This window comes from Rheinheimera mangrovi, from assembly GCF_003990335.1.
GTDB lineage: Bacteria > Pseudomonadota > Gammaproteobacteria > Enterobacterales > Alteromonadaceae > Pararheinheimera > Pararheinheimera mangrovi.
In genome coordinates, this window is sequence record NZ_CP034683.1 from 532,090 (window position 1) to 555,251 (window position 23,162).

Genomic DNA, 23,162 nt, shown 5'->3' on the forward strand with positions numbered 1-23,162 from the left:
GGTATAAAGTACGGCATATTAAATCTTCAGGGTATTTCACCCTCTGTCTGGCGCAAAAGTTGTTTGTTGCTTGCCACACCGCTCAGGTTGCTTTCTTTGTTCAATAAAGTGAATGCAACTCAGCCCGTAAAGAGGACGCAAGTACATGATTGAGCTTCTGTTTTTAGTCTTATTTCCCTTGATAGGGTCTTTAGTGCCTGTGTTTACAGCTCGCTGGTCACGCAGCTACAGTGCACTTGCAACTGCCTTTTTACCCGTGGCGGCTTTGGGATTAGTGCTACAGCTTGCGCCTGCCGTGTTTTCTGGCGAAACCTTGTTTTACACATTGCCTTGGGTCGAAACTTTGGGTCTGTCTTTGTGTTTCCGGCTGGATGGTTTGTCACTACTGTTTGTGCTGCTGATCCTTGGCATTGGCTTGCTGGTCATTTTGTACGCTCGCTATTATTTATCTGAAAAAGACTCGATGGCACGTTTTTATGGCTTCCTGATGCTGTTTATGACGGCCATGCTTGGCATAGTGTTATCGAATAACCTGTTGCAGCTTTGGGTGTTCTGGGAGCTGACCAGTATCAGTTCCTTTTTACTCATTAGCTTTTGGTGGCACAGAGCTGATGCTCGCGTAGGTGCACGTATGGCATTAACCATCACGGGTTTTGGTGGTTTGGCTTTATTGGCTGGTATTTTGTTGATTGGCCAGGTTTTGGGTAGTTTTGAACTGGATGTGGTGTTATCTCAGGCGGATGTGCTGCAACAGCACAGCTTGTATCCGGTGATTTTAATTCTGGTGCTGTTAGGGGCTTTTACGAAGTCAGCTCAGTTTCCATTTCATTTCTGGTTACCAAATGCGATGTCGGCGCCGACTCCGGTCAGTGCTTACCTGCATTCGGCCACTATGGTCAAGGCTGGTATTTTTTTGCTGGCGCGGATGTATCCATTATTAGCAGGCACAGATTTATGGTTCCTGCTGGTGACGATCACCGGTATGACGACTCTGCTGGTTGGCGCTTATCTGGCGTTATTCCAGCACGATTTAAAAGGCTTGTTGGCTTATTCTACGATCAGTCATTTAGGTTTAATCACGCTACTGCTGGGTTTAGATACTGATCTGGCGACGGTAGCGGCAATCTTCCATATTATTAACCACGCTATTTTTAAAGCTTCGTTATTTATGGCAGCCGGCATTATTGATCATGAGTCCGGTTCACGGGATATGCGTAAGCTTAATGGTCTCTGGCAGTTTATGCCGGTGACCGCCACGCTCGCTATGGTGGCTTCTGCTTCTATGGCTGGTGTGCCTTTGCTTAATGGTTTCTTATCCAAAGAGATGTTTTTTGCGGAAACCCTGCACCAGGATGTATTAGGAGCTTTGTCATGGCTTATTCCTGTGCTGGCCACCTTAGCCGCCACTTTGTCTGTGGCGTATTCGGCCCGTTTTATTCATGACGTGTTTTTTAACGGCCAGCCCAGAGGTTTACCCCGTACTCCGCACGAGCCACCCCGTTATATGCGGGTGCCGGTCGAAATTTTAGTGGCACTTTGTATTCTGGTGGGTTTAGCTCCGCAGTACATAGTGGGTGATTTACTGGCTATTGCATCTGCTGCGGCATTGGGCGGTCCTTTGCCAGAGTACAGTTTGTCGATTTGGCATGGGGTGAATTTGCCACTGATGATGAGTGTGATGGCCCTGACTTTAGGGATTTTGTTGTACTTAAACCGCAAACATCTGTTTCGTTTCCAGGCCGAATTGCCTGAGTTCAATCCTCTGCAGTTGTTTGAACAGAAAATCAAAGCCCTGTTAGGTTTTGCCCAGCACTGGCACCAAAGGTTTGAATCGGCTGAGTTGCAGCGCTATTTGTTATGGCTTTTCCTTATAGTCGTGGTATTGCTGATTTGGCCATTACAACAAATGGGCCAGTTCAGCGGGCATCATACTAAGTTACCTGTCGATGCGTTGATGCTGGCCGCCATGCTGGTTGCTATTATTGCCGCTTTTGCCACAGTGTTGTGCCAACGTCAGCGCTTATTAGCTTTGGTGATGATTTCTGTGGTGGGCTTAGTGGTCACGCTGATTTTTGTCCGTTTCTCAGCGCCGGATTTAGCCCTCACCCAGCTGTCTGTGGAAGTGGTGACTATAGTGCTGCTGATGCTGGCTCTGTTTTTCCTGCCACATAAAATCAGCAGGGCATCTAATGCTGGCAGGCTGATCCGCGATGGAGCTATAGCTTCGGTCTGTGGCGTGGTGATTGGCAGCTTAAGTTATGCGGTGATGCTGGAACCACAGCAGCGGATCTCCGATTTTTTCCTCGCCAACGCCAAAACCGGTGGTGGAGGTTATAACGTTGTGAACGTTATCCTGGTCGATTTCCGCGGTTTTGATACGCTAGGTGAGATTACCGTCTTGGGTATAGCCGCTTTGGGCATATTTAAACTATTGACCCGTTTACCTTTGTTTAAATCCAGTTCAGACGCACAAGGACGGCAGTGGGCGCTGGATAAACACCCGATGTTGCTGGCTGTAGTGTCTCAGGCCTTATTGCCTTTAGCACTGCTGGTCTCTGTCTATATCTTTTTCCGTGGTCATAACTTACCAGGTGGCGGATTTGTCGCGGGGTTAATCACAGCTATCGCCATTATTTTGCAGTATGTGGCACAAGGTGTGGATTGGGTACGCGAGCGCTTAACTATGGAATATCACCGTCTGGTTGCTGCTGGAGTATTGATTTCAGCACTGACAGGAGCTGCAAGTTGGGCTTTTGATCGGCCCTTTTTGACCTCCTGGTTTGATTATTTCCAATTACCGCTTTTTGGTGAAATTGAATTGGCCAGTGCCATCGCTTTTGATTTAGGGGTTTATCTGACAGTAGTGGGTTCTACGCTGATGATTTTGGCTAATCTGGGCAAAATGACCACAGAACACAGGCCCGTGCATGAGGTACAAAGCTAATGGAATTACTGGTTGCGATTATCATAGGGGTGCTTACCTGTTGTGCCGTATTCCTGATTTTACGGGCGAGAACTTTTGCGGTCATGCTGGGATTGACCATGTTGTCTTACGCCGTGAATCTGTTTATTTTTGCCAGTGGCGGCTTAAAAATAGGTGCTGGTACTGTGCTTAAAGCAACGGAAGAGTATGCCGATCCTCTGCCCCAGGCCTTAGTATTAACTGCCATCGTCATTGGTTTTGCGATGACCGCCTTTTTGGTGGTGCTATCGATTCGGGCTCGTGCTGATTTAGGCAATGATCATGTCGACGGTAAATTACCAGTAGCGAAAAACACCCGGCAGGGAGCTTCGTCATGAATCATCTGATTATTCTGCCGATCCTCTGGCCTTTGCTGGTGGCTTTACTGACAATGTTGCCACCTTTTGATCAGAACCTGCTATTGCGCCGCTGTTTAAGCGTTGGTGGCTCTTTGATACTGTTGCTGTTGAGTCTGCTGCTGGTCATACAAAGTACCGATAGCCCGGCTCAGCTGTATCAACTGGGTAACTGGCCAGCGCCTTTTGGCATCAGTTTGTTGTTAGATCAGGTCAGCAGTTTAATGTTGTGTCTGACTTCCGCACTGGCGGTGGCTGCAAGCTTGTATGCCAGCAGTGGTGAAGATGAAAACGGCCCTTTTTTCCACGCTTTATTACATTTCCAGTTGATGGGTATTAACGGTGCTTTTTTAACCGCTGACTTGTTTAACCTTTTTGTATTTTTTGAAGTGCTGTTGATTGCCTCCTACTCTTTGTTGATCCATGGTGGCGGTAAAGCTAAAACCAAAGCCGCAGTGCATTACGTTATTTTGAATCTGGTCGGTTCGGCGTTGTTTTTATTTGCACTGGCATTGATTTATGGTGCCTCTGGCACACTAAATATGCTGGATTTAGGCACCAAAGTGGCGACTTTATCTGATACTCAGTTGCAGTTACTGCAAGCCGCTGTTGCATTACTTTTGGTTGTATTTGGTTTAAAAGCCGCAGTGATGCCGTTGCACTTCTGGCTGGGGAATGCATATTCTTCTGTTTCTCCTGCCGTGGCTGCTTTGTTTGCCATTATGACCAAAGTAGGCATTTACAGCCTGCTGCGGGTGTTTGCTATGGTGCTGCAGGATGCAGGCTTTGTCGCCAGTTGGGTTTTTCCTGTGCTGTGGTGGGCTGGCCTTCTGACGATTCTGATGGGAGTGCTGGGTGTTCTGGCCAGTGAAGATCTACGTAAAATGGCCAGCTATCTGGTGATTGTGTCAGTAGGCGCTTTGGTTGCTATTCTCTCTTTGGGGACTCCAGAGTCAGTGGAAGCACTACTGTATTATCTGGTGCATTCAACATTAGCTACTGCAGCTTTATTTTTGCTGGCCGACCTTATTGCTCATCAACGTGGCAAAGCCGGAGACCGCTTGGTGAACGGCCGAAAAGTTGCGCAACCTGTGTTGCTGGGGGCGGCTTTTATTGTGGTGGCGTTGAGTATAGTGGGTATGCCACCGTTCTCTGGTTTTATAGGCAAACTGTTGCTGCTTCAGGCTGTACCGCAAGGCAGTGCTATGTTGTGGTTCTGGTCGGTTTTATTAGGTAGCAGTGTACTGCTGTTAATAGCACTGAGCAGAGCGGGTAGTATTTTGTTCTGGCAGGTAGCGGGTTCTGATACTGAAGCCCGTATGGCTGGTAGCCGTCGCAGCATAGCTTTAATGCTCCTGGTACTGGCCAGTCCTTTGTTAAGCTTATTTGCTGGCCCACTCACAGCCTGGTGTAAGGCTGCAGCTGTGCAGCTACAGCAGATTGCTAATCTTAGCCCGGGAGCCTTCTGATGTTTTCATTCAAAACCTGGTGGCCAACCCCTGTCCGTAGCTTGTTTTTGTTTCTGGTCTGGTTATTACTGAACAACAGCGTGGCTTTAATCCATCTGTTTTTTGGTCTGTTGCTGGCCTGGTTGATCCCATTGCTTATCCATAAGTTTCGCCTGATCCAGCCTGGTATTAAAAAGCCGGGCGCAGCTCTCACTTATGGCCTGATGGTATTGTGGGATATTGTTGTCGCCAACCTGCAGGTGGTTCGACTGGTGCTGGGTGCTAACAAAAAGCTAAGACCTGCTTTTGTGACTGTGCCGCTGGATTTAACAGACAACCTTGCTATCACTATCCTTGCCAGTACAGTGTCGTTAACTCCTGGGACTGTCAGCGCTGAAGTGTTACCGTTAAATGTCGGATCCGGTGAGCAACGTTATCTGTTGTTGCATGTGTTGGATTTAGCCGATGAAGCTGAATTAATCCAACAGGTAAAACAACGCTACGAGGCTCCATTAAAGGAGATATTTTGATGCTTGATCTGATCCTGCAATGCTGCTTTGTTGTGGTAGGGTTTGCTTTGCTATTAAATTTATATGCGGCCATTCGTGGACCTTCGGTTGTTGACCGTCTGTTGGCGCTGGATACGATGTATATCAACAGCATAGCGCTGCTGTTGTTGTACGGTATATATTTGGGGACTAGCTTGAATTTCGAAGTCGCTTTATTGATTGCTATGTTGGGTTTTGTCAGTACTGTGGCTGTGTGTAAGTTTTTACTGCGTGGCGACATCATTGAGTAAGCAACTGAATAAAGCGTCGGATGAGGAGTAATCTATGAATTTGCTTGAGGGGTTGGTTGCCTTGTTGGCAGTGGCCGGGTCATTGTTTGTGTTGTTAGGATCTGTCGCTTTAGTGAAATTGCCGGATTTTTATACCCGCCTGCATGGCCCAACCAAGGCGACAACCTTAGGTTTGGGAGCTCTGGTATTAGCCTCTATGCTTTATTTCAACTTTGTGAAAGGTGAGTTAAGTTTACAGCAGTTATTGATCGCTCTGTTTTTATTTATTACAGCACCTATTACAGCTCATATGTTAATCAAAGCTGCGTTGCATTTAAAACTCAAAACATCGACACAAACGTCAGGAAAACAAAACGCAGACCTTTAAACCGCATTGTTGAATTATTAGTTTTCTTCGTCAAACCCGTTTTCAATCAAAGCGACCACAGCGGTCAGTGCTTCTTGTGCCTGAGTGCCTTCAGTACAGACTTCCAGCGTTTTACCTTTGCTGCTTGCCAACATTAAAAGTGCCAAGACACTGCTGGCATCTGCGGTTTGGCCTTCCTGTTGTAATTCAATTTTGGCATCAAACTGACGGCATAACTGTACCAGCTTAGTAGCTGCTCTGGCGTGCAAGCCCAGTTGATTGACGATGGTGACTGTTTGTTGAAGTTTATCGGCCATCGTGATGACGCCTCACTAATACGTGGTGACGGATTTGGATGTTTTTATCTACCATGATGTCTCACTAACTCGCGGTGACGGATTTGCACGTCTTCCCGCTGTAAACGGTAACTTTCAGCCAAGGATTCGGCGATATACACAGAGCGGTGTTGACCGCCGGTACAGCCTATGGCTATGGTCAGGTAACTGCGGTTGTTGCGCTCTAAATGCGGCAACCAGGTGCCGATAAACTGATTAATCTGCCAGATATACTGAGCCACTACGGCTTGGGAAGACAGGTAGTTTTGTACTGGTTGATCTAAGCCTGTCAGTATTTTCAGTTCGGGCTCCCAATGTGGGTTCGGTAAAAAGCGCGCATCAAACACATAATCGGCATCTTTGGGAATACCATATTTAAAACCAAAGGATTCAAACAAGATCACCAGACGACCGGTTTTTTGCCCAAGGATACGTTCTCTAAGCTGTTCTGCCAGCTGATGTACGTTTAGTTCTGTGGTATCCAGGTATAAATCTGCACGGCTGGAGATAGGGTCCAACAGCTGTTGTTCGCGTTGTATGGCTTCATCCAGTGACATGGCCTGATGCGAAAGCGGATGCAAGCGTCGTGTCTCGCTGAAGCGTTTAATCAGGCTGGTGTGGTCGGCGTCTAGGTAAAGAATGGTCAGGTCAACTTTGTGCGGCAGGTAAGACAGGATATCTGTTAATTCATCGGGGTCTTGCGGCAGGTTGCGCACATCAATACTGACAGCGACCCTTTCGTACTGCCCCATCACGGCGTTGGCTAAAGTCGGAAGTAAATTGACGGGGATGTTATCTACACAATAATAACCTAGGTCTTCCATGACGCGCAGGGCAACAGATTTGCCCGAACCCGATCGACCACTGACGACTAATAATTTCATTTTGCCATTGCCTGTTCAGCGCCTGCCATTAGCAACTGGTACAAATCATGGCTATTGGCACTATGACGGATTTTTTTGGTGAAATCTTTTTGACTGAGCATACGGGCTATGCCGGACAAAGTAGATAAATGGGTCTGGCATTGATTTTCCGGGATCAGGATGGCACAAAAAATATCCACAGCCTGGTTATCAATAGCATCAAACTGTATTGGATCTTTACTGACGACAAACACCAGCAAAGGTGTGGTGACATTTTTTAATTTGCCATGCGGAATAGCGATACCACCGCCAATACCTGTGGAACCGAGTTTCTCACGGCTCATCAGGGCTTCGAGTATGTTGTACTCAGGAACTTCCGGTAAATGCTGATGTGCCAGTTCAGCTATGTATTCCAGAATGCGTTTTTTACTATTAAAAAGGACCGCACTCTTGGTGCAGTCCTCCGATAACATTGAGCTCAGGTTCATAGTTTCAGAATCAATGACGAGAAATTTTCTCTTTATGTTTAATAACTTGGCGATCCAGTTTATCGATCAACTGGTCTATCGCAGCGTACATATTTTCGTCTTCCGACACAGCGAATACTTCACCTCCATTGAGGTGCATCTTAGCCTCTGCAATCTGCTTTAATTTTTCCACGTTCAGCACTACATGTACATTGTTAATATGATCAAAATGACGTTCAAGTTTGGAAAATTTGCTATCGACGTACTCTCTCAGTGCTTCAGTGATTTCTACATGACGACCAGTTAAGTTGATTTGCATAGACTCTTCCTTCTTAATAGAGCTGTTAAAGCAAGCTCTTGCGCTGATTAGACGGCGGAATAAACAAGGCTTCACGATACTTGGCAATGGTACGCCGTGCGACATTAATCCCTTGTTCTGACAGTATTTCTGCCATCCTGCTGTCACTTAAAGGTTTGGCAGGATTTTCCGCCGCCACCAATTTTTTTATAAAGGCGCGGATTGCGGTGGATGAACATTCACCGCCACTCTCTGTACTTACATGACTGGAGAAAAAGAACTTAAGTTCAAATATTCCTCTGGGAGTGTGCATATATTTTTGTGTAGTAACACGGGAAATGGTTGACTCATGCATTCCCACCATTTCAGCCACGTCGTTTAATACCATGGGTTTCATGGCTTCTTCACCGTGCTCAAAAAAGGCCTGTTGCTGCTGTACTATGCAGTTGGCAACTTTAAGTAAAGTTTCGTTGCGACTTTCCAGACTTTTTAAAAACCACTTGGCTTCCTGCAGGTGGGAACGAATAAACTGACCATCTGATGCATTACGGGCATTACGTGACATGGCAGCATATTGCTCGTTAATTCTGATCTTTGGCATCGCATCAGGGTTTAACTCGACCATCCAGCGTCCTTTGATTTTTGCAACTGACACATCAGGGATCACATACGACTGTTCTTGTCGAATCACATCTGCCCCAGGTCGAGGGTTCAGGCTGTGAATAAGCCGCATCACTTCTTTTAAGTCGTCTTCTTTGAGTTTAGTCACACGCATCAGAGAACGGAAATCTCTGTTAGCTAAAAAGTCAGTATATTCTTTAATAATATGCTGGGTTTCAGCCAGATAGGGGGTTTTTGGATCAAACTGGCGCAGCTGTACCAATAGACATTCCTGAATAGTGCGGGCGCCAACACCTACAGGATCGAACAACTGGATACGTTTAATGACCGCTTCGACTTCGTCGGCTTCCACTTCCGGCATGCCTAGCGATTCGAGAATATCTTCTGTGTCTATCGTTAATAAACCGTTTTCGTCTATGGCTTCGATAATGATTTCAGCAATAGTGCGGTCTGTATCTGAAAATGGGGTCAGCTGCATTTGCCAACGTAAGTAATCTTGCAGGGTTTCGCTGGTTTCGCCCTGAAATACCGTATCTTCATCGCCATTGAAGTTATTGGCACCAGCAACCGGAGCCGCACTGACTAAATCGTCCCAGTGGTTGTCCAGCGGTAAATCTTCTTTGATATTTTGCTCGGACATCGCTTCGCTGCTGTCCTTTACTTCGGGTTCGTAATGCTCATCATGGCTGTTGTCATAGTCAGGCGAATCAAACTCGGCACCATGATTTAAATCTTTTGATGAAGGTTCCTGAAATACTGCATAGTCATCTTCAGCTTCCAACAATGGATTAGCATCCAGCGCTTCCTGAATTTCCTGTTGCAGTTCAATAGTAGACAATTGCAGCAGTTTAATTGCTTGCTGCAATTGAGGAGTCATTGTGAGCTGCTGACCAAGACGAAGTTGCAGAGACGGTTTCATGTACTTCTTATTTTCTCCAAACAACCCTATTCGGATGTTGTTTTAAACTATAACCTGAATTGCTCACCAAGGTAGACATCACGGACTTGTTGGTTTGCTAAAACCTCAGTCGGGGTACCTGCAGCAATCAGTTCTCCATGACTTACAATATAGGCAATTTCACAGACATCAAGAGTTTCGCGCACATTGTGGTCGGTGATAAGCACCCCTATGCCTCTTTGGCACAGATGCTGAATAATTTTTTTAATATCTAACACTGAAATGGGATCAACACCAGCAAAAGGTTCATCCAACAGGATAAACGCCGGATCTGCGGCCAATGCCCTGGCTATTTCCACTCTGCGTCGTTCGCCACCGGATAAACTCATGCCAAGGCTGTTACGGATATGGCCTATATGGAACTCGTCCAGCAGCGCATCGGCTTTTTCTTCGCGCTGCTCTTCGGTTAGATCTTTGCGATGCTGCAAAATGGCCAGCAGGTTGTCATATACCGTCAGTTTGCGGAATATCGAACTTTCCTGCGGCAGATAACCAATGCCTGCGCGAGCACGGGCATGGATAGGATCAAAGGTGATCTCCTTGTCATCCAGGGTGATTTTGCCTTTATCTGATGGCACTAAACCAACAATCATATAAAAAGTAGTGGTTTTGCCCGCACCGTTAGGACCTAACAAACCAACAATCTGACCGGCTCTCACTTCCAGACTAACGTCTTTGACCACCTGGCGCCCTTTGTAACTTTTAGCCAGATGGGACGCAACTAACTTCATTATTCTTTTCCTTCCTGGCTGAACACTGTGGTGACTCGTTCGGTTTTTTTACCGTCAGACTCCGCTTCCAGCTCTTGTTTTTCCAGGTTGTATTTAATCACTGCGCCTTGCACCATACTGCCGTTTTGGCTGAGTTCTGCGCCGCCCGTCAGGACAAGCGTACCGTTGGCTACGTCATAACGGATCTCGTTCGCGCTGGCTTTAATAGGCTTATCACCGTCCAGCATTTGGGAATATTTTGCGGGTTGGCCTGAAGCGATAAAAACTTCTTTGCCTTTGCCTGCGCTGGCAATGACTTCGAGTTTGTCTGCTTCAATCAATAAGCTGCCTTGTTGCACTTTGACGTTATCAACAAAAGTCATTACTTTATCTTTAATCGAGCCAAACTGGCGGTCAGAACCGACCTGAATTTCTTTTTTAAAGTCATCAGGGCCTGCCAGACAAAAGCCACTGAAAGTGATGAGAACGCTGAGTAAAATAATGTTACTTTTCATTGTAATAAACCGTTTTAGTGTGCTGTTTCAGCTCTATATTCTGTTCGTTCAAATCAGCCAGCATGCCTTGGCCTGTAATTTGAAAACCCAGTCCAAAAATGCGTACCTGCTCGTTTGACTGCAGCGTATTGCTGTTAAACAAAAGCTCAACTGCATTGGTTTCTATTCGGGTAAAAAGTGGGTCTGTCGACATATTGCGCAGCTCCACTCTGTGTTCAAGAATGAGTTTGTCATCAGGATAAAGCACTGCCTGCTCGCTTGTCACTTGCCATAATGGCACTTTTTCCTGATAAATGGTGTAGATAGGGAAATCAAACTGCAAAAAACCAAAGCGTTCGAAGTGTTCCATACGCTGAGCACGGATTAAATCTGACAAATGGCCTTCTTTGTCATAAATCATTCGGGTGAGATCCTGTGCCACATAGTCAGGTTGGTTGTCTTGATTGGCCGGGCTTCCGCTTTGCTCCTGATCCAACAGTTGCCAGCTGTAAAAGCCAGCAGCTGCAGCCACTATCAGTAACAACCAGAGAAATTGACGAATCATGTGCTACTTCCTGAAAATTCAGCAAATTTGCCCTGACTGGTCAATAGCAAATCGCAGAGTTCACGCACTGCACCAAAACCACCTGGTAATTTACAACGGTAATCTGCATGCAACGCAAGGTAAGGGTGGGCGTCTTGTACCGCAACACTTAAACCACAATGTTGCATCACGGCCCAGTCGGCCAAATCATCGCCAATAAAAGCGATTTGTGAGGCTTCGAGTGCCAGTTTCTGCTGGAGTTCAGCAAAAGCGGCGAGTTTATTTTCCTGCCCCTGATAAATGTAAGGGACAGTAAGTGAGGTCATTCGTTGCTGCACAATTTCTGAACGGCGGCCAGTAATCACTGCCACTTCAATACCTGCATGCCGTAAGGCTTTAATACCGTAGCCATCGCGGGTGTGGAAGGCTTTGAGCTCTTCGCCCTGATTACCCAGGTAAATACGGCCATCGGAGAACACGCCATCGACATCACATATCAACAAGCGAATGTGTCGGGCTTTTTGTTCCAGCTCTGGGCTGATAGCCTGGTACATTTGGGCAAATAAAGATGGCATCAGAGCACTCCTGCTTTTAATAAATCATGCATATTCAGAGCACCTATTGGCTCTTGTTGCTCGTTGACCACAATTAGACCATTAATTTTGTGTTGTTCCATGACTTGCAAGGCTTCAGCCGCGAGCATAGCAGGTTTGGCAGTAATACAGTTTTTGGTCATCAGGCTGGCAATGCTGGCTTTATGCAAATCGACTTGTTGATCCAGCACTCGGCGTAAATCGCCATCAGTAAACAAGCCAACCAGTTTACCGGAGTCATCTACAACAGAGGTCATACCTAATCCTTTGCGGGAAATTTCCAGCAAGGCGTCTTTCAGGCTAACTTGTTGACGCACAACAGGCAGGGCATCACCAAAATGCATCACATCTTCTAAACGTAATAGCAAACGACGACCCAAACTGCCACCCGGATGAGATAAGGCAAAATCATCTGCAGAAAAACCACGAACGTCCAGAAGGGCGACTGCAATAGCGTCGCCCATCGCCAGTGTTGCTGTGGTACTGGCGGTGGGAGCCAGGCCTAATGGGCAGGCTTCCTGTTCAACCCTCACACACAGATGCACGTCTGATAAAGTTGCTAAGGTTGATTCAGAACGGCCTGTCATGCCTATCATTTTAATACCACGGCGTTTCAACACTGGCACTATGGTCAGAACTTCAGCTGTTTCACCTGAGTTAGAGATAGCCAAGACTACATCGTCGTGGGTGATCATCCCGAGGTCACCATGACTGGCTTCTGCCGGATGCACAAAAAAAGCAGGAGTGCCGGTTGAGGCTAAAGTTGCGGCAATTTTGTGAGCTATATGGCCGGATTTTCCCATGCCAATCACAATGACCCGGCCTTTACAGTCAAACATCATCTGACAAGCCAAATTAAAACTGTCGTCTATATAGGCGGCAAGTTGGGTTACAGCTGCAGCTTCAATTTGTAACACTTGCAGGGCCTGAGGGCGAAAATCCAGAGTCATGCAAAAATCCCCATCAATTAGTCATTGTCAGCGCAGTTGGATCTGCTGTTCTGTGGAAAGGATCCAGTAAGAGAATCAGTCAGATCATAGAGATAGCTGAAGCATTAAGCTGCGATTCATTTTCAGCGCGGCACACTTTGCGGCCATACACAGAGGCCGATATTTTCGTGCTTATCAGCCGCAAATGCAAAAGATTACGTAAAACAATCGAATTATTCTGTTTTTGCAATCAGTTGTTACTATTTTTTATAAGGTTGTCGTGGCGAAAAACCTATACAATAGCAGGCCTTTACTAGTCCGCTTAGCTTGAAGTAGCAGTTGTGCGTAGGTATATTGCGCGCCTTTAATTTTAGCGTTAAGCGCTACTCTTTAAATGAGGATCAACGTGTCAGATATTCTGGTAGACATTCAGCACCTGACGTTCAAACGTGGTGACCGTGTGATCTATGATGACATGAGCATGCAGTTTCAGCGTGGTAAGGTGACCGCTATTATGGGGCCCAGTGGTATAGGTAAAACCACTTTGTTGCGTCTGATTGGTGGTCAGCTCAAACCTGAACAGGGCAAAATTCTGGTCAATGGTCAGGATATACCTCAGCTTAATCGTAAAGATTTGTACAAAGCCCGACAAAAAATGAGCATGCTGTTTCAAAGCGGCGCTATGTTCAGTGATATGTCGGTGTATGACAACGTGGCGTTCCCTATTAGAGAGCATACCCGTCTGCCGGAAGATATTATTCGTCTGATGGTATTGATGAAACTCGAGGCTGTAGGTTTACGCGGTGCCCGGGATTTAATGCCGGCCGAATTATCTGGTGGTATGGCTCGCCGTGCTGCCTTAGCCCGTGCTATCGCTTTAGACCCACAACTTATTATGTACGATGAACCTTTTGCCGGTCAGGATCCGATTTCAATGGGCGTGATAGTCCGTTTAATCCGTTCGCTGAACAACGCCTTAGGTTTAACTTCTGTAGTGGTGTCGCACGACGTGAGCGAAGTGATGAGTATCGCTGATTATGTTTATGTGGTGGCAGAGCAGAAAGTGATAGGGCAGGGAACACCGGATGAACTTCGGGCTCACCCTTCTGCTTTAGTGCAGCAATTTTTGCAGGGGCAGTCTGACGGTCCTGTACCTTTCCACTTTAAAGCAGCCAGTTACAGTGCCGAATTAATGGAGTTAGCTAAGTGATAGTGGATAAGTTACAGCAACTTGGACAACAGAGTATTGCCAAAATACAGGGCATTGGCAGGGCAACTATTATGTTGTTTGGTGCTCTGGTTGCCTGGCCGACCCCCCGTAAAAGTTTTCCTTTATTGTTAAAACAGTTGTACGTCGTCGGTGTGTTGTCTTTACTTATTATTTTGGTTTCAGGTTTGTTTATCGGCATGGTGCTGGCATTACAAGGCTACACCGTGCTGTCTAAGTTTGGTGCCGAACAAATGTTAGGCCCTTTGGTTGCATTGAGTTTGTTACGTGAGCTTGGGCCTGTGGTCACAGCTTTATTGTTTGCAGGCCGTGCAGGTAGTGCATTAACAGCTGAAATTGGTCTGATGAAGGCAACTGAACAGTTATCCGGTATGGAAATGATGGCTGTAGATCCATTGCGCCGCATTATTGCGCCGCGCTTTTGGGCTGGTGTCATTAGTATGCCGCTGCTGGCGATGATTTTTACCGCTGTAGGTATTCTAGGTGGTCATCTGGTGGGTGTGGATTGGTTAGGTGTAGATGGTGGTGGTTACTGGTCTGCCATGCAAGCTAACGTCGATTTCCAACAGGATATTCTGAACGGCGTGATTAAAAGTGCTGTGTTTGCCTTGATTGTGACCTGGATAGCCTTACATAAAGGCTTTGATGCGGTGCCAACCTCTGAAGGTATCAGCCAGGCCACCACACAAACTGTGGTGACATCTTCTTTAGCGGTCTTAGGTTTTGACTTTATATTAACTGCAGTAATGTTTGGTGGATAAAAAATGACATCTCGCAAAATCGAAGTGTTGGTGGGCTTGTTTGTTGCTCTGGCAATAGCTGCTTTCTTGTTGTTATCGCTGAAAGTGGCAAACAGCGGCATGACCGGCTCTGGCCAAACCTATATGTTGTACGCCAAGTTTGAAAATATTGGTGGCTTAAAAGTACGTTCTCCGATCAAGGTCGGTGGTGTTGTAGTGGGACGAGTGCGTTCGATTGAATTGAACACCGAAGAATATTCACCTGTAGTGGCGATGGAAATTGACAGCCAGTACAACAATTTCCCTGAAACCAGCTCGGTCGCTATTCTGACTTCTGGTTTGTTGGGTGAACAGTATTTAGGTTTACAGCCTGGTTTTGTTGATGAAACAGTCTCCATTCTGAAAAGTGGTGATTATGTTGAAGACACCAAATCCGCTATCGTACTGGAAGAGTTAATTGGCCAGTTCTTATTTAACAGAGGAAGCAACTAAGCATGAAAAACTTGCTGGTAAAAATTGCAGCTGCTGCATTAATTTCCTTGGGTGTTGTTGCCCAAGCTGGTGCCGTTGACGTTAAAACTTATGATGACCCATACAAAATGATCGAAGCTGTGGCGGATCAAACCTTTCGCCGTATCGCCAACGATCAGCCTGTGATCCAAAAAGACATTGAGCATTTACGAGTGATCGTCAATGAAGAGTTAGTGCCATACATTGACAGCCGTTATGCGGCTTTTCGTGTGATTGGTAACTACATTAAACAAACCAAGCCAGAAGAGCGTGATGCTTTTGTGGTGGCTTTTAAAGACTATATGGTAGCGACTTATGCTGGTGCTTTGACTCAATATAAAAATCAAAAAGTGATTTTTGAGCCAGCCAAAGCTGTCGGCAATCAGAATATCGTCACTATCAAAACCCGCGTTATTGATCCGGGCAAACCAGATATTAATATCGAATTTAAACTGCGTCGCGCTAAAGATGCTGCGAACTGGCAGGTGTTTGACATGGTTGCTGAAGGTATTTCTCTGCTGGACAGCAAAAGGGCCGAATTGGGTAACCTGATCCGTCAGCAAGGTCTGACCAGCGTAACTGCCTTGTTAGTAGAAAAATCAAAAGCTCCTATTACAGCTCCTTTGCAGGGTAATGATGCTAAAAATTAGTCAGCAAGAACAAACACTGTTTTTTGCCGGTGCTTTAGACCGTGACACCGTGCCCACTGTATGGCCATTTAAGTTATTAAAAAAACTAAGTGGCACAGTAGTATTTGATTTTAGTGAACTGGCGTTAGTTGACACTGCAGGCCTTGCATGGTTACTGCATCAAGTAGCACAAGCAGCTAAGCTGAAATTGAACATCCAAATGTGTCATGTGCCAGAGCAGTTGATCTCTCTGGCGAAGTTGTCAGATGTTTTGGCTTTGCTGCCATTAGAAAAAGAGGATAAAGGCCATGCAGTGTAATGATATTGAACAGCTATTGACCGAAGAGTTGAAACTGGCTGAAGTGTATGTCAAAGCTGAAGGCAATCATTATGCAGTGACTGCGGTAGGGGACTGTTTTGACGGTGTCAGTCGTGTAAAGCAGCAACAAATGATTTATGCCCCTTTGATGGCTGCTATAGCTGATGGTAGTATCCACGCCGTTTCGATTAAAACGTTCACGCCGACTCAATGGCGCCGTGAAAAATTACTTAACCCACCTGTATAGTAGTTAAAGATGCAACAATTTCTGGTTTCAGGCGGCGCTACCTTAAAAGGTGACGTTGTTATTTCCGGCGCTAAAAATGCCGCACTTCCTATTTTATTCGCCACTATTCTGGCAGAGCAGCCTTCGGTGCTGAGCAATGTCCCTGTATTAAAAGACATTGATACCACCTTTAAATTGTTGCGTATTTTTGGCGCTGAAGTCAGCTGCGAAGGGCATCAGGTGACTGTGGATGCAACAGCAATTCACAGCCAGATGGCCCCGTACGAGCTGGTGAAAACCATGCGCGCTTCCATTCTTGCATTGGGACCTTTGTTAGCCCGTTTTGGCCATGCCGAAGTGTCATTACCTGGCGGTTGCGCTATTGGCGCCCGACCGGTGAATTTACATATTGACGGTTTACGCAAAATGGGTGCAGAGATCACAGTAGAAGCGGGTTATATCAAAGCCAAAGCGGCTCGCTTACATGGTGCTCATATTTTTATGGACATGGTCAGTGTCACAGGCACTGAAAACCTGATGATGGCCGCAGTGCTGGCTGATGGCTTAACCATTATTGAAAATGCAGCACGTGAGCCAGAAGTGGTGGATTTAGCCAAGTATCTGATTGCTATGGGTGCTGATATTCAGGGCGCAGGCACTGATACTATTCGTATTACAGGCAAAGAAAAGCTGCACGGCGCACATCACACTGTCTTACCAGACCGTATTGAAACAGGCACTTTCCTGGTTGCCGCTGCTGTGACTGGTGGTGATGTCACTTGCTTAAACGCATCACCAGCCGAGCTTGAAGTAGTGCTCGAAAAACTGCGGGAAGCGGGCGCTGAAGTCAGTTCCGGACCGGACTGGATCCGTTTGAATATGACAGGCCGTACGTTAAAATCAGTGAATGTAAAAACCGTGCCTCACCCTGGTTTTCCTACTGACATGCAAGCACAGTTTACTGTGTTGAATGTGGTGGCTGAAGGCGTGGGTATGGTCACTGAAACCATTTTCGAAAACCGTTTTATGCATGTGCCTGAGTTACAACGTATGGGTGCTGATATTCAGCTGGAAGGCAATACAGCCTTGATTAAGCACACCGACAAGCTGATGGGGGCTCAGGTGATGGCGACGGACTTAAGGGCTTCTGCCAGCTTAGTCATCGCAGGTCTGGTCGCTGAAGGTGAAACTGTGGTTGATCGTATCTACCATATCGACCGAGGTTACGAACAAATTGAGCATAAACTTAAAGGCTTAGGCGCTAATATTCAGCGGATTAATGCTCCGGCCTGATATGTCGCTTTAAACACAAATAAAAAAGCCAGTGCATCGTCACTGGCTTTCTTATTCCGGCTTGATGAATTAGTTGAGTTCCCGGATCACCACGGGCACAACCAGCGCTTTTCCATCCCGCTCAATCGACATTTGTAAGCTCGTATCCGGTGGTGTTTCCGCTATCAAATCCAGTGCATGATGCACGCTGGTTAAAGTCTCTCCGTTAATTTTCTGCAATATATCCCCCACCTCTAAGCCTGCTATAGCTGCTGGGCTTAAAGGCTCTATGGCGCTGATTTTCACGCCAAACAGGGTCTGTGCTGTTGATATCATCAGATCACCGGCAGGATTAACCACAGGATCGCCGCTGACACCTAAATAACCACGGATCACCCGCCCATGTTTGATCAGCTTCTGCAGTACGTTGCTGGCTAAGCGGTAAGGCACCGCAAAAAATATACCCTGAATATCCTGATTGCGCTGACGTTGGAAAGCCGCAGTGTTAATACCTACTAATACGCCATTGCTGTTAATTAAAGCGCCGCCTGAGTTACCCGCATTAATAGCCGCATCCATTTGCATAAAATCAGCATAACCATTGGCTGGGCTTAAACCGGCGCGGCCTGTAGCACTAATTACGCCTTGAGTAATAGCCTGGCCGAGGTTAAATGGGTTACCTATAGCCAGCACTACATCACCGACCTGGGGCTCCAGACTTGCATCCTGAGGGATCACTGGCAAATTATCTGCTTCTACATACAACACGGCTAAGTCAGTTAGTTGATCCTGACCAATCAGTACTGCATCAAAAACGCGGCCATCCTGTAATGCTACGGATATTTGATCGGCACCGTAGACCACATGATAATTGGTTAGCACATAACCCTGTGCATTCATAATAACGCCTGAACCCAGCTCCTGACGTTCGATAGTCCGGTTTTGATAAGAACGCGGGTCTTGGGTCGTGCTTTTGGTATAGACATTGACGACAGCAGGAGCTGCAGCCCGTACAGCTTTGGAATAAGAAACAGGAGCCGGAAGTTGTTCTTTTTGCTGCCAAAAGTTAAGGCTGAGCCCTTGGTTCTGGTTAAAAAAAACCAACCACAGCATGGCTATTGCCAAGCCATAAGCGACACTTTTTAATAGACTTATCAGAAGTTTGGGCACTGGAAGAAATTATAAAACTGAAAGATTTTGCAAGCATAACACTAAAACTGAAGTTGCAGTAGCAAGCCACAGGCTTGCTACTGCAAAAAGTTATCGTATTAACACATAAAGGATCCGATTGCCGCGTTGCACCTGCAGAGCAATCACACCAGAGCTTTTAGCCAGAATGTCACGCAGCTCTTTGGTCGTTGTGACACGGCTGCGACTAACGCCTACAATCACGTCGCCTTTTTCCAGGCCTAAAGCGGCGGCAGGTGAACGGGCAGCAACATCCTCAATCACAATACCCTTTTCACCATCCGGTGTTTTGCCATCACTTAAACTGGTGCCTTCCAGCATAGGATGCAGCACTTTAGCTTCTGCAGTCGTTGCTTCAGCGGCTTCCAGTGTCACTTTCACTGTGATGGCTTTATCTTCACGCAGAATACCTAAAGTAATCTCTTTACCTACGCCCAAAGTGGCGATCTTGGCGCGGATCTCGGTAAAGGAGCCAATCTGCTTACCGTTCAGGTGAGTAATAATATCGCCGCTTTTCAGACCAGCCTTGTCTGCAGCTGAACCGGGGATCACTTCCTGCACCCAGCCACCTTTATTGGTTTTGGCTTTCATGGCCTTAGCTATTTCAGCGTTTAAATCACCGCCTCGTACCCCTAAAGAACCGCGGCGAACTTCGCCGTATTCAATAAACTGACCGACCAGGTTTTTCATCATATTGGCAGGAATAGCAAAGCCTATGCCGATGTTGCCGCCATTAGGCCCAAGGATGGCCGTATTGATACCTATCAATTGGCCCTTCAGGTTGACTAAAGCGCCACCAGAGTTACCACTGTTAATGGCGGCGTCAGTCTGAATAAAGTCTTCATAGCCTTCTATGCCTAAACCACCACGGCCTAAAGCGCTAACTATACCCGACGTCACGGTTTGGCCTAAACCAAAAGGGTTACCAATGGCAACGGTAAAATCACCGACTTTTAACGCATCTGAGTCGGCCAGTTCAACCTGAGCCAAATCTTCTGCTTCGATTTGCAATAAAGCGATATCACTTTCCGGATCTTCACCAATCTTTTTGGCCTTGTAAGTGCGACCATCTTTTAAGGTGACCTGAATGTCTGAAGCTTCATTGATGACGTGATGATTGGTGACCACGTAGCCCTTTTTTGCATCAATGATAACGCCAGAGCCTAAGCCACGGAAAGGTTGCTCCTGGCGTAACTCACCACCACGGCCAAGAAATTGTTCAAGTCCACCAGGCAAGCGTTGTCGTACTTCGCGGCTGCCTGCCACTGATATGTTCACAACAGCCGGAGTCACATTCTCCAGCATAGGAGCCAGACTAGGCATTTCCTGATCGCCAGCGCCAAAAAATGGCAACTTGGCCTGAGCCGGCGCAGGTTGCGCCAGCAGAAAGGCGGCTAAAATACTGACAGTAACTAAAGATAACTGCGACTTCATATAGGTAATGCTCCTTCGTACAGATGACGTCACTAAGAATGCTTTACCAGTCGAAAAGTTCAGTTGTCCGATGAGTTTCGTTCAGTTTTATTTTTCATTAAGCCACTGGCCGTATTGGAATAATCCAGCGGCTGGTAGGATGGTTCATCCTTCACTTTACGACGCTCATCCAGCTTATGGATCGACTGGCGTATTTGTGCCGTAGTGTCTGCTGCGAAATAATTCAGCTCGCTACGATTGTCAAAGGTTGGTCTTTCGATCAACTGCATCTTGGTCTGAGCCATATGGCGGGCAATTTTTTCGTAGTTTTCATGAAGCTGGCTCATCAGTTGATGGGTCGTTTCCACGTGTTCAGTGACATCACTACGATATTGCTGCAGCTGTTGTTTGGTTTCGTTTAGCTCCACCTGCAGTTTGCTTTGATTAAATTGACGCAAACAATACAAGCGGGTTGCCACTATGCCAACCACTAAGCCAGCTACTAACCAGGCCAAGGCAAAAGTAACAGTCATAACAACTCCTGAAAAATTAGTTAGTTCAACAATAGTTTAACCTATCTTCTTATCCAGAGTGGTAAGGCATGTTACTATTACGACCATTATTTAGGGTTAATTGGCTTATTTTTCAATATCCGGCATGACTACACCACTGCAAAAATATCAACAAGACCTCCAACGCGATGATTTCATGTTTGATGCAGCCCAGCAAAATGCGGTGCAGCAGCTGGAACGTCTGTATCAGCAATTTGTGCAAAAGAAGCCTTTGAAACAAGGTTTTCTGGATAAGCTGCTGGGCAAAAAGCCTGAAATACAACCACTGAAAGGCCTGTATTTTTGGGGCGGAGTAGGGCGGGGCAAAACCTATCTGGTGGATACCTTTTATGAGTGCCTGCCTGGAACACGTAAACTGCGCATTCACTTTCACCGCTTTATGCACAAAGTGCATCAGGAGCTGAAATCTCTGCCTGGCGTGTCAGATCCATTAAAAGTAGTGGCTGATCGCTTTAAAGCAGAAACTGATGTGTTGTGTTTTGATGAGTTTTTTGTCTCTGACATCACAGATGCGATGATTTTAGGCACGCTGATGCAGGAGCTGTTTGCCCGGGGTATTACACTGGTGGCAACCTCCAACATTGAGCCTGACGGTTTGTACCGCAACGGTTTGCAGCGTGCGCGCTTTCTGCCTGCCATCGACTTAATTAAACAGCATACGGACATTGTTAATGTGGATAGCGGTATAGATTACCGGCTGCGTACTTTAACTCAGGCTGAGATTTATCATTCGCCGCTGGATAAAAAAGCCGATTGTAATCTGGCGGAATACTTTCTGGCCTTGTCAGTGGAACCACGGCAGGATCAAGCCCAAATAGAAATCGCGGGCCGTACTTTAACCAGCCGTAAAGAGGCCGATGGTATTATTTGGTTTGATTTCCCGGAGCTCTGCGAAACGGCGCGTAGTCAGTATGACTATATGGAACTGAGTAAGTGTTATCACACTGTGCTGCTTTCTAACGTGACGCAAATGGGGCAAACCCGTGACGATGTCGCCAGACGTTTTATTGCGCTGGTTGACGAGTTCTATGAACGCCATGTCAAACTGATTATTTCCGCTGCTGTGCCTATGGAACAACTTTATACAGAAGGCATTTTATCCTTTGAATTTAAGCGCTGTTTAAGCCGGCTGCAGGAGATGCAATCGCACGATTATCTGGCCAAAGAACATTTACCGTAATTTTTTCTGTAAATGGCTGTTTTTTATCATTGGTTACTATATAATCCGCGGCCGGCCCACGTTACAGCCTGAAATTGCCGTAGCCTGGCAGTTTATGTACTCGAAGGGGTGCGATAAGCGACACAATGTAAGTTGTGTTAGGTGTAACAGTGTTATTTTTTTTGGGTAGTTTTTAGATGAAAACTTTTACTGCTAAGCCAGAAAGCGTGCAACGTGACTGGTTCGTTGTTGATGCAACAGGTAAGACACTTGGTCGTATCGCAACTGAGATCGCTCTTCGTTTACGCGGAAAGCACAAGCCAGAGTACACTCCACACGTTGACACCGGTGATTACATCATCGTTGTAAACGCTGACAAAGTGACAGTCACTGGTAACAAAGCAAAAAACAAAATGTACTACTCTCACAGTGGTTTCCCAGGTGGTATCAAAGAAATTAACTTTGAAAAACTGCTGGTCAAGAAGCCGGAGATGGTATTGGAAGCAGCCGTAAAAGGTATGTTGCCAAAAGGTCCTCTGGGCCGCGCTATGTTCCGTAAGTTAAAAGTATATGCAGGCGCCGAGCATCAACATGCTGCTCAGCAACCGCAAGTTTTAGATATCTAATCGGAGCAGAACATGGCAACTAATCAATATTACGGTACTGGTCGTCGTAAGACCTCTACAGCTCGTGTATTCATCAAAGCAGGTTCAGGTAACATCGTTATCAACCAACGCTCTATCACTGAATACTTCGGTCGTGAAACTGCTCGTATGGTTGTAATGCAACCATTAGAGTTAGTGGAAATGGTAGGCAAGTTTGACTTATACGTTACTGTTAAAGGTGGCGGTATTTCTGGTCAGGCTGGCGCAATCCGCCACGGTATCACCCGCGCTCTGATGGAGTTCGACGAGTCTCTGCGCCCTGCATTACGTAAAGCTGGTTTCGTCACTCGTGACGCCCGTAAAGTTGAACGTAAGAAAGTGGGTCTGCATAAAGCTCGTAAGCGTCCACAGTACTCAAAACGTTAATTCGTTTTTTGTTGCAAAGAACCCGGTCTTGTACCGGGTTTTTTATTGCCAGATTTTCACGGAGTGTCAAAAAAACTACGCTGTTTTTCTGTGCATTACTATCTGCTCAAGGCTGAGGTAAGATCGGTGTTTTCTCTTTTCCTGTCGCCTAT

At 46.4% G+C, this 23,162-nt stretch carries 29 protein-coding genes; 16 read left to right on the plus strand and 13 right to left on the minus strand.

Going from position 1 to position 23,162, the window contains the following annotated elements; all coding sequences use genetic code 11:
• Positions 1-145: 145 nt before the first annotated feature.
• The 6 genes from EK374_RS02475 to EK374_RS02500 are packed head-to-tail and all read left to right on the plus strand — an operon-like array spanning position 146 to position 5,932.
• Positions 146-2,944, plus strand: coding sequence for a monovalent cation/H+ antiporter subunit A (locus EK374_RS02475; protein ID WP_233280316.1), 2,799 nt, complete (start codon positions 146-148; stop codon positions 2,942-2,944).
• On the plus strand, positions 2,944-3,300 hold the full coding sequence (locus EK374_RS02480; protein WP_127019816.1) for a Na+/H+ antiporter subunit C: 357 nt from the start codon (positions 2,944-2,946) through the stop codon (positions 3,298-3,300). Before EK374_RS02475 ends, EK374_RS02480 begins: the two co-directional genes overlap by 1 nt.
• On the plus strand, positions 3,297-4,787 hold the full coding sequence (locus EK374_RS02485) for a monovalent cation/H+ antiporter subunit D (RefSeq protein ID WP_127019818.1): 1,491 nt from the start codon (positions 3,297-3,299) through the stop codon (positions 4,785-4,787). The genes EK374_RS02480 and EK374_RS02485 overlap by 4 nt, the downstream gene beginning before the upstream one ends.
• Positions 4,787-5,296, plus strand: coding sequence for a Na+/H+ antiporter subunit E (locus EK374_RS02490; RefSeq protein ID WP_127019822.1), 510 nt, complete (start codon positions 4,787-4,789; stop codon positions 5,294-5,296). Before EK374_RS02485 ends, EK374_RS02490 begins: the two co-directional genes overlap by 1 nt.
• Entirely contained in the window at positions 5,296-5,565 is a 270-nt protein-coding gene (locus EK374_RS02495) for a K+/H+ antiporter subunit F (protein ID WP_127019824.1), read from the plus strand. The genes EK374_RS02490 and EK374_RS02495 overlap by 1 nt, the downstream gene beginning before the upstream one ends.
• Before the next feature lie 34 nt (positions 5,566-5,599).
• Positions 5,600-5,932 carry a Na+/H+ antiporter subunit G gene (locus EK374_RS02500; RefSeq protein WP_127019826.1) on the plus strand — a complete coding sequence of 111 codons (333 nt, stop codon included), beginning with the start codon at positions 5,600-5,602 and terminating at the stop codon, positions 5,930-5,932.
• A gap of 17 nt (positions 5,933-5,949) precedes the next feature.
• Here EK374_RS02500 and EK374_RS02505 read toward each other — a convergent pair whose 3' ends face one another.
• The 10 genes from EK374_RS02505 to EK374_RS02550 are packed head-to-tail and all read right to left on the minus strand — an operon-like array spanning position 5,950 to position 12,744.
• The gene (locus tag EK374_RS02505; protein ID WP_127019828.1) at positions 5,950-6,228 is read right to left on the minus strand and encodes an HPr family phosphocarrier protein; all 279 of its coding nucleotides are present in this window, start codon (positions 6,226-6,228) and stop codon (positions 5,950-5,952) included.
• Between the two features lie 44 nt (positions 6,229-6,272).
• Positions 6,273-7,130, minus strand: a complete 858-nt coding sequence (gene rapZ, locus EK374_RS02510) for an RNase adapter RapZ (protein WP_127019830.1) — start codon at positions 7,128-7,130, stop codon at positions 6,273-6,275.
• The gene (gene ptsN / locus EK374_RS02515) at positions 7,127-7,597 is read right to left on the minus strand and encodes a PTS IIA-like nitrogen regulatory protein PtsN (RefSeq protein WP_127019832.1); all 471 of its coding nucleotides are present in this window, start codon (positions 7,595-7,597) and stop codon (positions 7,127-7,129) included. Before ptsN ends, rapZ begins: the two co-directional genes overlap by 4 nt.
• 10 nt (positions 7,598-7,607) lie before the next feature.
• Positions 7,608-7,895 carry a ribosome hibernation promoting factor gene (hpf, locus tag EK374_RS02520; protein ID WP_127019833.1) on the minus strand — a complete coding sequence of 96 codons (288 nt, stop codon included), beginning with the start codon at positions 7,893-7,895 and terminating at the stop codon, positions 7,608-7,610.
• Positions 7,896-7,920: 25 nt separating this feature from the next.
• Complete coding sequence (locus EK374_RS02525) at positions 7,921-9,414, minus strand: RNA polymerase factor sigma-54 (protein WP_127019835.1); 1,494 nt, start codon at positions 9,412-9,414, stop codon at positions 7,921-7,923.
• A 47-nt stretch (positions 9,415-9,461) separates the two neighbouring features.
• The gene (gene lptB, locus EK374_RS02530) at positions 9,462-10,184 is read right to left on the minus strand and encodes an LPS export ABC transporter ATP-binding protein (protein ID WP_127019837.1); all 723 of its coding nucleotides are present in this window, start codon (positions 10,182-10,184) and stop codon (positions 9,462-9,464) included.
• Positions 10,184-10,678 (minus strand): lipopolysaccharide transport periplasmic protein LptA, encoded by a 495-nt coding sequence (gene lptA / locus EK374_RS02535; protein ID WP_127019839.1) that lies wholly within the window; start codon positions 10,676-10,678, stop codon positions 10,184-10,186. The genes lptB and lptA overlap by 1 nt, the downstream gene beginning before the upstream one ends.
• Positions 10,668-11,222, minus strand: a complete 555-nt coding sequence (gene lptC, locus EK374_RS02540) for an LPS export ABC transporter periplasmic protein LptC (RefSeq protein WP_127019841.1) — start codon at positions 11,220-11,222, stop codon at positions 10,668-10,670. The genes lptA and lptC overlap by 11 nt, the downstream gene beginning before the upstream one ends.
• Positions 11,219-11,776 (minus strand): 3-deoxy-manno-octulosonate-8-phosphatase KdsC, encoded by a 558-nt coding sequence (gene kdsC, locus EK374_RS02545; RefSeq protein WP_127019843.1) that lies wholly within the window; start codon positions 11,774-11,776, stop codon positions 11,219-11,221. The genes lptC and kdsC overlap by 4 nt, the downstream gene beginning before the upstream one ends.
• Positions 11,776-12,744 carry a KpsF/GutQ family sugar-phosphate isomerase gene (locus EK374_RS02550; protein WP_127019846.1) on the minus strand — a complete coding sequence of 323 codons (969 nt, stop codon included), beginning with the start codon at positions 12,742-12,744 and terminating at the stop codon, positions 11,776-11,778. Before EK374_RS02550 ends, kdsC begins: the two co-directional genes overlap by 1 nt.
• A gap of 373 nt (positions 12,745-13,117) precedes the next feature.
• Here EK374_RS02550 and EK374_RS02555 point away from each other — a divergent pair, with 373 nt between their 5' ends.
• From EK374_RS02555 to murA, 7 genes are read left to right on the plus strand one after another with little or no spacing between them, the layout of a single operon-like run.
• Positions 13,118-13,933 carry an ATP-binding cassette domain-containing protein gene (locus EK374_RS02555; RefSeq protein ID WP_127019848.1) on the plus strand — a complete coding sequence of 272 codons (816 nt, stop codon included), beginning with the start codon at positions 13,118-13,120 and terminating at the stop codon, positions 13,931-13,933.
• Positions 13,930-14,712, plus strand: a complete 783-nt coding sequence (gene mlaE, locus EK374_RS02560) for a lipid asymmetry maintenance ABC transporter permease subunit MlaE (protein ID WP_127019850.1) — start codon at positions 13,930-13,932, stop codon at positions 14,710-14,712. Before EK374_RS02555 ends, mlaE begins: the two co-directional genes overlap by 4 nt.
• 3 nt (positions 14,713-14,715) lie before the next feature.
• Complete coding sequence (gene mlaD, locus EK374_RS02565; RefSeq protein WP_127019852.1) at positions 14,716-15,183, plus strand: outer membrane lipid asymmetry maintenance protein MlaD; 468 nt, start codon at positions 14,716-14,718, stop codon at positions 15,181-15,183.
• A 2-nt stretch (positions 15,184-15,185) separates the two neighbouring features.
• Positions 15,186-15,851 (plus strand): MlaC/ttg2D family ABC transporter substrate-binding protein, encoded by a 666-nt coding sequence (locus tag EK374_RS02570; RefSeq protein ID WP_127019854.1) that lies wholly within the window; start codon positions 15,186-15,188, stop codon positions 15,849-15,851.
• Positions 15,838-16,149, plus strand: coding sequence for an STAS domain-containing protein (locus tag EK374_RS02575; protein ID WP_206099268.1), 312 nt, complete (start codon positions 15,838-15,840; stop codon positions 16,147-16,149). The genes EK374_RS02570 and EK374_RS02575 overlap by 14 nt, the downstream gene beginning before the upstream one ends.
• Complete coding sequence (locus EK374_RS02580; RefSeq protein WP_127019858.1) at positions 16,139-16,396, plus strand: BolA family protein; 258 nt, start codon at positions 16,139-16,141, stop codon at positions 16,394-16,396. The genes EK374_RS02575 and EK374_RS02580 overlap by 11 nt, the downstream gene beginning before the upstream one ends.
• Before the next feature lie 9 nt (positions 16,397-16,405).
• Positions 16,406-17,668: a UDP-N-acetylglucosamine 1-carboxyvinyltransferase gene (gene murA, locus EK374_RS02585; protein WP_127019860.1), complete on the plus strand. Its 1,263-nt coding sequence runs from the start codon at positions 16,406-16,408 to the stop codon at positions 17,666-17,668.
• 69 nt (positions 17,669-17,737) lie between these two features.
• Here murA and EK374_RS02590 read toward each other — a convergent pair whose 3' ends face one another.
• From EK374_RS02590 to EK374_RS02600, 3 genes are all read right to left on the minus strand, one after another.
• Positions 17,738-18,760: a trypsin-like peptidase domain-containing protein gene (locus EK374_RS02590; protein ID WP_206099269.1), complete on the minus strand. Its 1,023-nt coding sequence runs from the start codon at positions 18,758-18,760 to the stop codon at positions 17,738-17,740.
• Positions 18,761-18,907: 147 nt separating this feature from the next.
• Positions 18,908-20,269, minus strand: coding sequence for a Do family serine endopeptidase (locus tag EK374_RS02595; RefSeq protein ID WP_127019864.1), 1,362 nt, complete (start codon positions 20,267-20,269; stop codon positions 18,908-18,910).
• 59 nt (positions 20,270-20,328) lie between these two features.
• Positions 20,329-20,781: a YhcB family protein gene (locus EK374_RS02600; protein ID WP_008899946.1), complete on the minus strand. Its 453-nt coding sequence runs from the start codon at positions 20,779-20,781 to the stop codon at positions 20,329-20,331.
• A gap of 124 nt (positions 20,782-20,905) precedes the next feature.
• Between EK374_RS02600 and zapE the strand changes: the two genes are divergently transcribed.
• The 3 genes from zapE to rpsI all read left to right on the plus strand — a co-directional run bounded on the left by zapE (position 20,906) and on the right by rpsI (position 23,010).
• The gene (gene zapE / locus EK374_RS02605; RefSeq protein WP_127026412.1) at positions 20,906-22,000 is read left to right on the plus strand and encodes a cell division protein ZapE; all 1,095 of its coding nucleotides are present in this window, start codon (positions 20,906-20,908) and stop codon (positions 21,998-22,000) included.
• 176 nt (positions 22,001-22,176) lie between these two features.
• A complete protein-coding gene (gene rplM, locus EK374_RS02610; protein ID WP_046519663.1) occupies positions 22,177-22,605 on the plus strand; it encodes a 50S ribosomal protein L13 in 429 nt (142 codons plus the stop codon).
• Between the two features lie 12 nt (positions 22,606-22,617).
• Positions 22,618-23,010 (plus strand): 30S ribosomal protein S9, encoded by a 393-nt coding sequence (gene rpsI, locus EK374_RS02615; protein ID WP_008899943.1) that lies wholly within the window; start codon positions 22,618-22,620, stop codon positions 23,008-23,010.
• Positions 23,011-23,162 lie beyond the last annotated feature (152 nt).

Bases quoted from the DNA above. Each gene is read 5' to 3' on its own strand.
- EK374_RS02475 (WP_233280316.1), top strand. From the start codon at position 146: ATGATTGAGCTTCTGTTTTTAGTCTTATTTCCCTTGATAGGGTCTTTA.
- EK374_RS02480 (WP_127019816.1), top strand. From the start codon at position 2,944: ATGGAATTACTGGTTGCGATTATCATAGGGGTGCTTACCTGTTGTGCC.
- EK374_RS02485 (WP_127019818.1), top strand. From the start codon at position 3,297: ATGAATCATCTGATTATTCTGCCGATCCTCTGGCCTTTGCTGGTGGCT.
- EK374_RS02490 (WP_127019822.1), top strand. From the start codon at position 4,787: ATGTTTTCATTCAAAACCTGGTGGCCAACCCCTGTCCGTAGCTTGTTT.
- EK374_RS02495 (WP_127019824.1), top strand. From the start codon at position 5,296: ATGCTTGATCTGATCCTGCAATGCTGCTTTGTTGTGGTAGGGTTTGCT.
- EK374_RS02500 (WP_127019826.1), top strand. From the start codon at position 5,600: ATGAATTTGCTTGAGGGGTTGGTTGCCTTGTTGGCAGTGGCCGGGTCA.
- EK374_RS02505 (WP_127019828.1), bottom strand. From the start codon at position 6,228: ATGGCCGATAAACTTCAACAAACAGTCACCATCGTCAATCAACTGGGC.
- rapZ (WP_127019830.1), bottom strand. From the start codon at position 7,130: ATGAAATTATTAGTCGTCAGTGGTCGATCGGGTTCGGGCAAATCTGTT.
- ptsN (WP_127019832.1), bottom strand. From the start codon at position 7,597: ATGAACCTGAGCTCAATGTTATCGGAGGACTGCACCAAGAGTGCGGTC.
- hpf (WP_127019833.1), bottom strand. From the start codon at position 7,895: ATGCAAATCAACTTAACTGGTCGTCATGTAGAAATCACTGAAGCACTG.
- EK374_RS02525 (WP_127019835.1), bottom strand. From the start codon at position 9,414: ATGAAACCGTCTCTGCAACTTCGTCTTGGTCAGCAGCTCACAATGACT.
- lptB (WP_127019837.1), bottom strand. From the start codon at position 10,184: ATGAAGTTAGTTGCGTCCCATCTGGCTAAAAGTTACAAAGGGCGCCAG.
- lptA (WP_127019839.1), bottom strand. From the start codon at position 10,678: ATGAAAAGTAACATTATTTTACTCAGCGTTCTCATCACTTTCAGTGGC.
- lptC (WP_127019841.1), bottom strand. From the start codon at position 11,222: ATGATTCGTCAATTTCTCTGGTTGTTACTGATAGTGGCTGCAGCTGCT.
- kdsC (WP_127019843.1), bottom strand. From the start codon at position 11,776: ATGCCATCTTTATTTGCCCAAATGTACCAGGCTATCAGCCCAGAGCTG.
- EK374_RS02550 (WP_127019846.1), bottom strand. From the start codon at position 12,744: ATGACTCTGGATTTTCGCCCTCAGGCCCTGCAAGTGTTACAAATTGAA.
- EK374_RS02555 (WP_127019848.1), top strand. From the start codon at position 13,118: ATGAGGATCAACGTGTCAGATATTCTGGTAGACATTCAGCACCTGACG.
- mlaD (WP_127019852.1), top strand. From the start codon at position 14,716: ATGACATCTCGCAAAATCGAAGTGTTGGTGGGCTTGTTTGTTGCTCTG.
- EK374_RS02570 (WP_127019854.1), top strand. From the start codon at position 15,186: ATGAAAAACTTGCTGGTAAAAATTGCAGCTGCTGCATTAATTTCCTTG.
- EK374_RS02575 (WP_206099268.1), top strand. From the start codon at position 15,838: ATGCTAAAAATTAGTCAGCAAGAACAAACACTGTTTTTTGCCGGTGCT.
- EK374_RS02580 (WP_127019858.1), top strand. From the start codon at position 16,139: ATGCAGTGTAATGATATTGAACAGCTATTGACCGAAGAGTTGAAACTG.
- murA (WP_127019860.1), top strand. From the start codon at position 16,406: ATGCAACAATTTCTGGTTTCAGGCGGCGCTACCTTAAAAGGTGACGTT.
- EK374_RS02590 (WP_206099269.1), bottom strand. From the start codon at position 18,760: ATGCTGTGGTTGGTTTTTTTTAACCAGAACCAAGGGCTCAGCCTTAAC.
- EK374_RS02595 (WP_127019864.1), bottom strand. From the start codon at position 20,269: ATGAAGTCGCAGTTATCTTTAGTTACTGTCAGTATTTTAGCCGCCTTT.
- EK374_RS02600 (WP_008899946.1), bottom strand. From the start codon at position 20,781: ATGACTGTTACTTTTGCCTTGGCCTGGTTAGTAGCTGGCTTAGTGGTT.
- zapE (WP_127026412.1), top strand. From the start codon at position 20,906: ATGACTACACCACTGCAAAAATATCAACAAGACCTCCAACGCGATGAT.
- rplM (WP_046519663.1), top strand. From the start codon at position 22,177: ATGAAAACTTTTACTGCTAAGCCAGAAAGCGTGCAACGTGACTGGTTC.
- rpsI (WP_008899943.1), top strand. From the start codon at position 22,618: ATGGCAACTAATCAATATTACGGTACTGGTCGTCGTAAGACCTCTACA.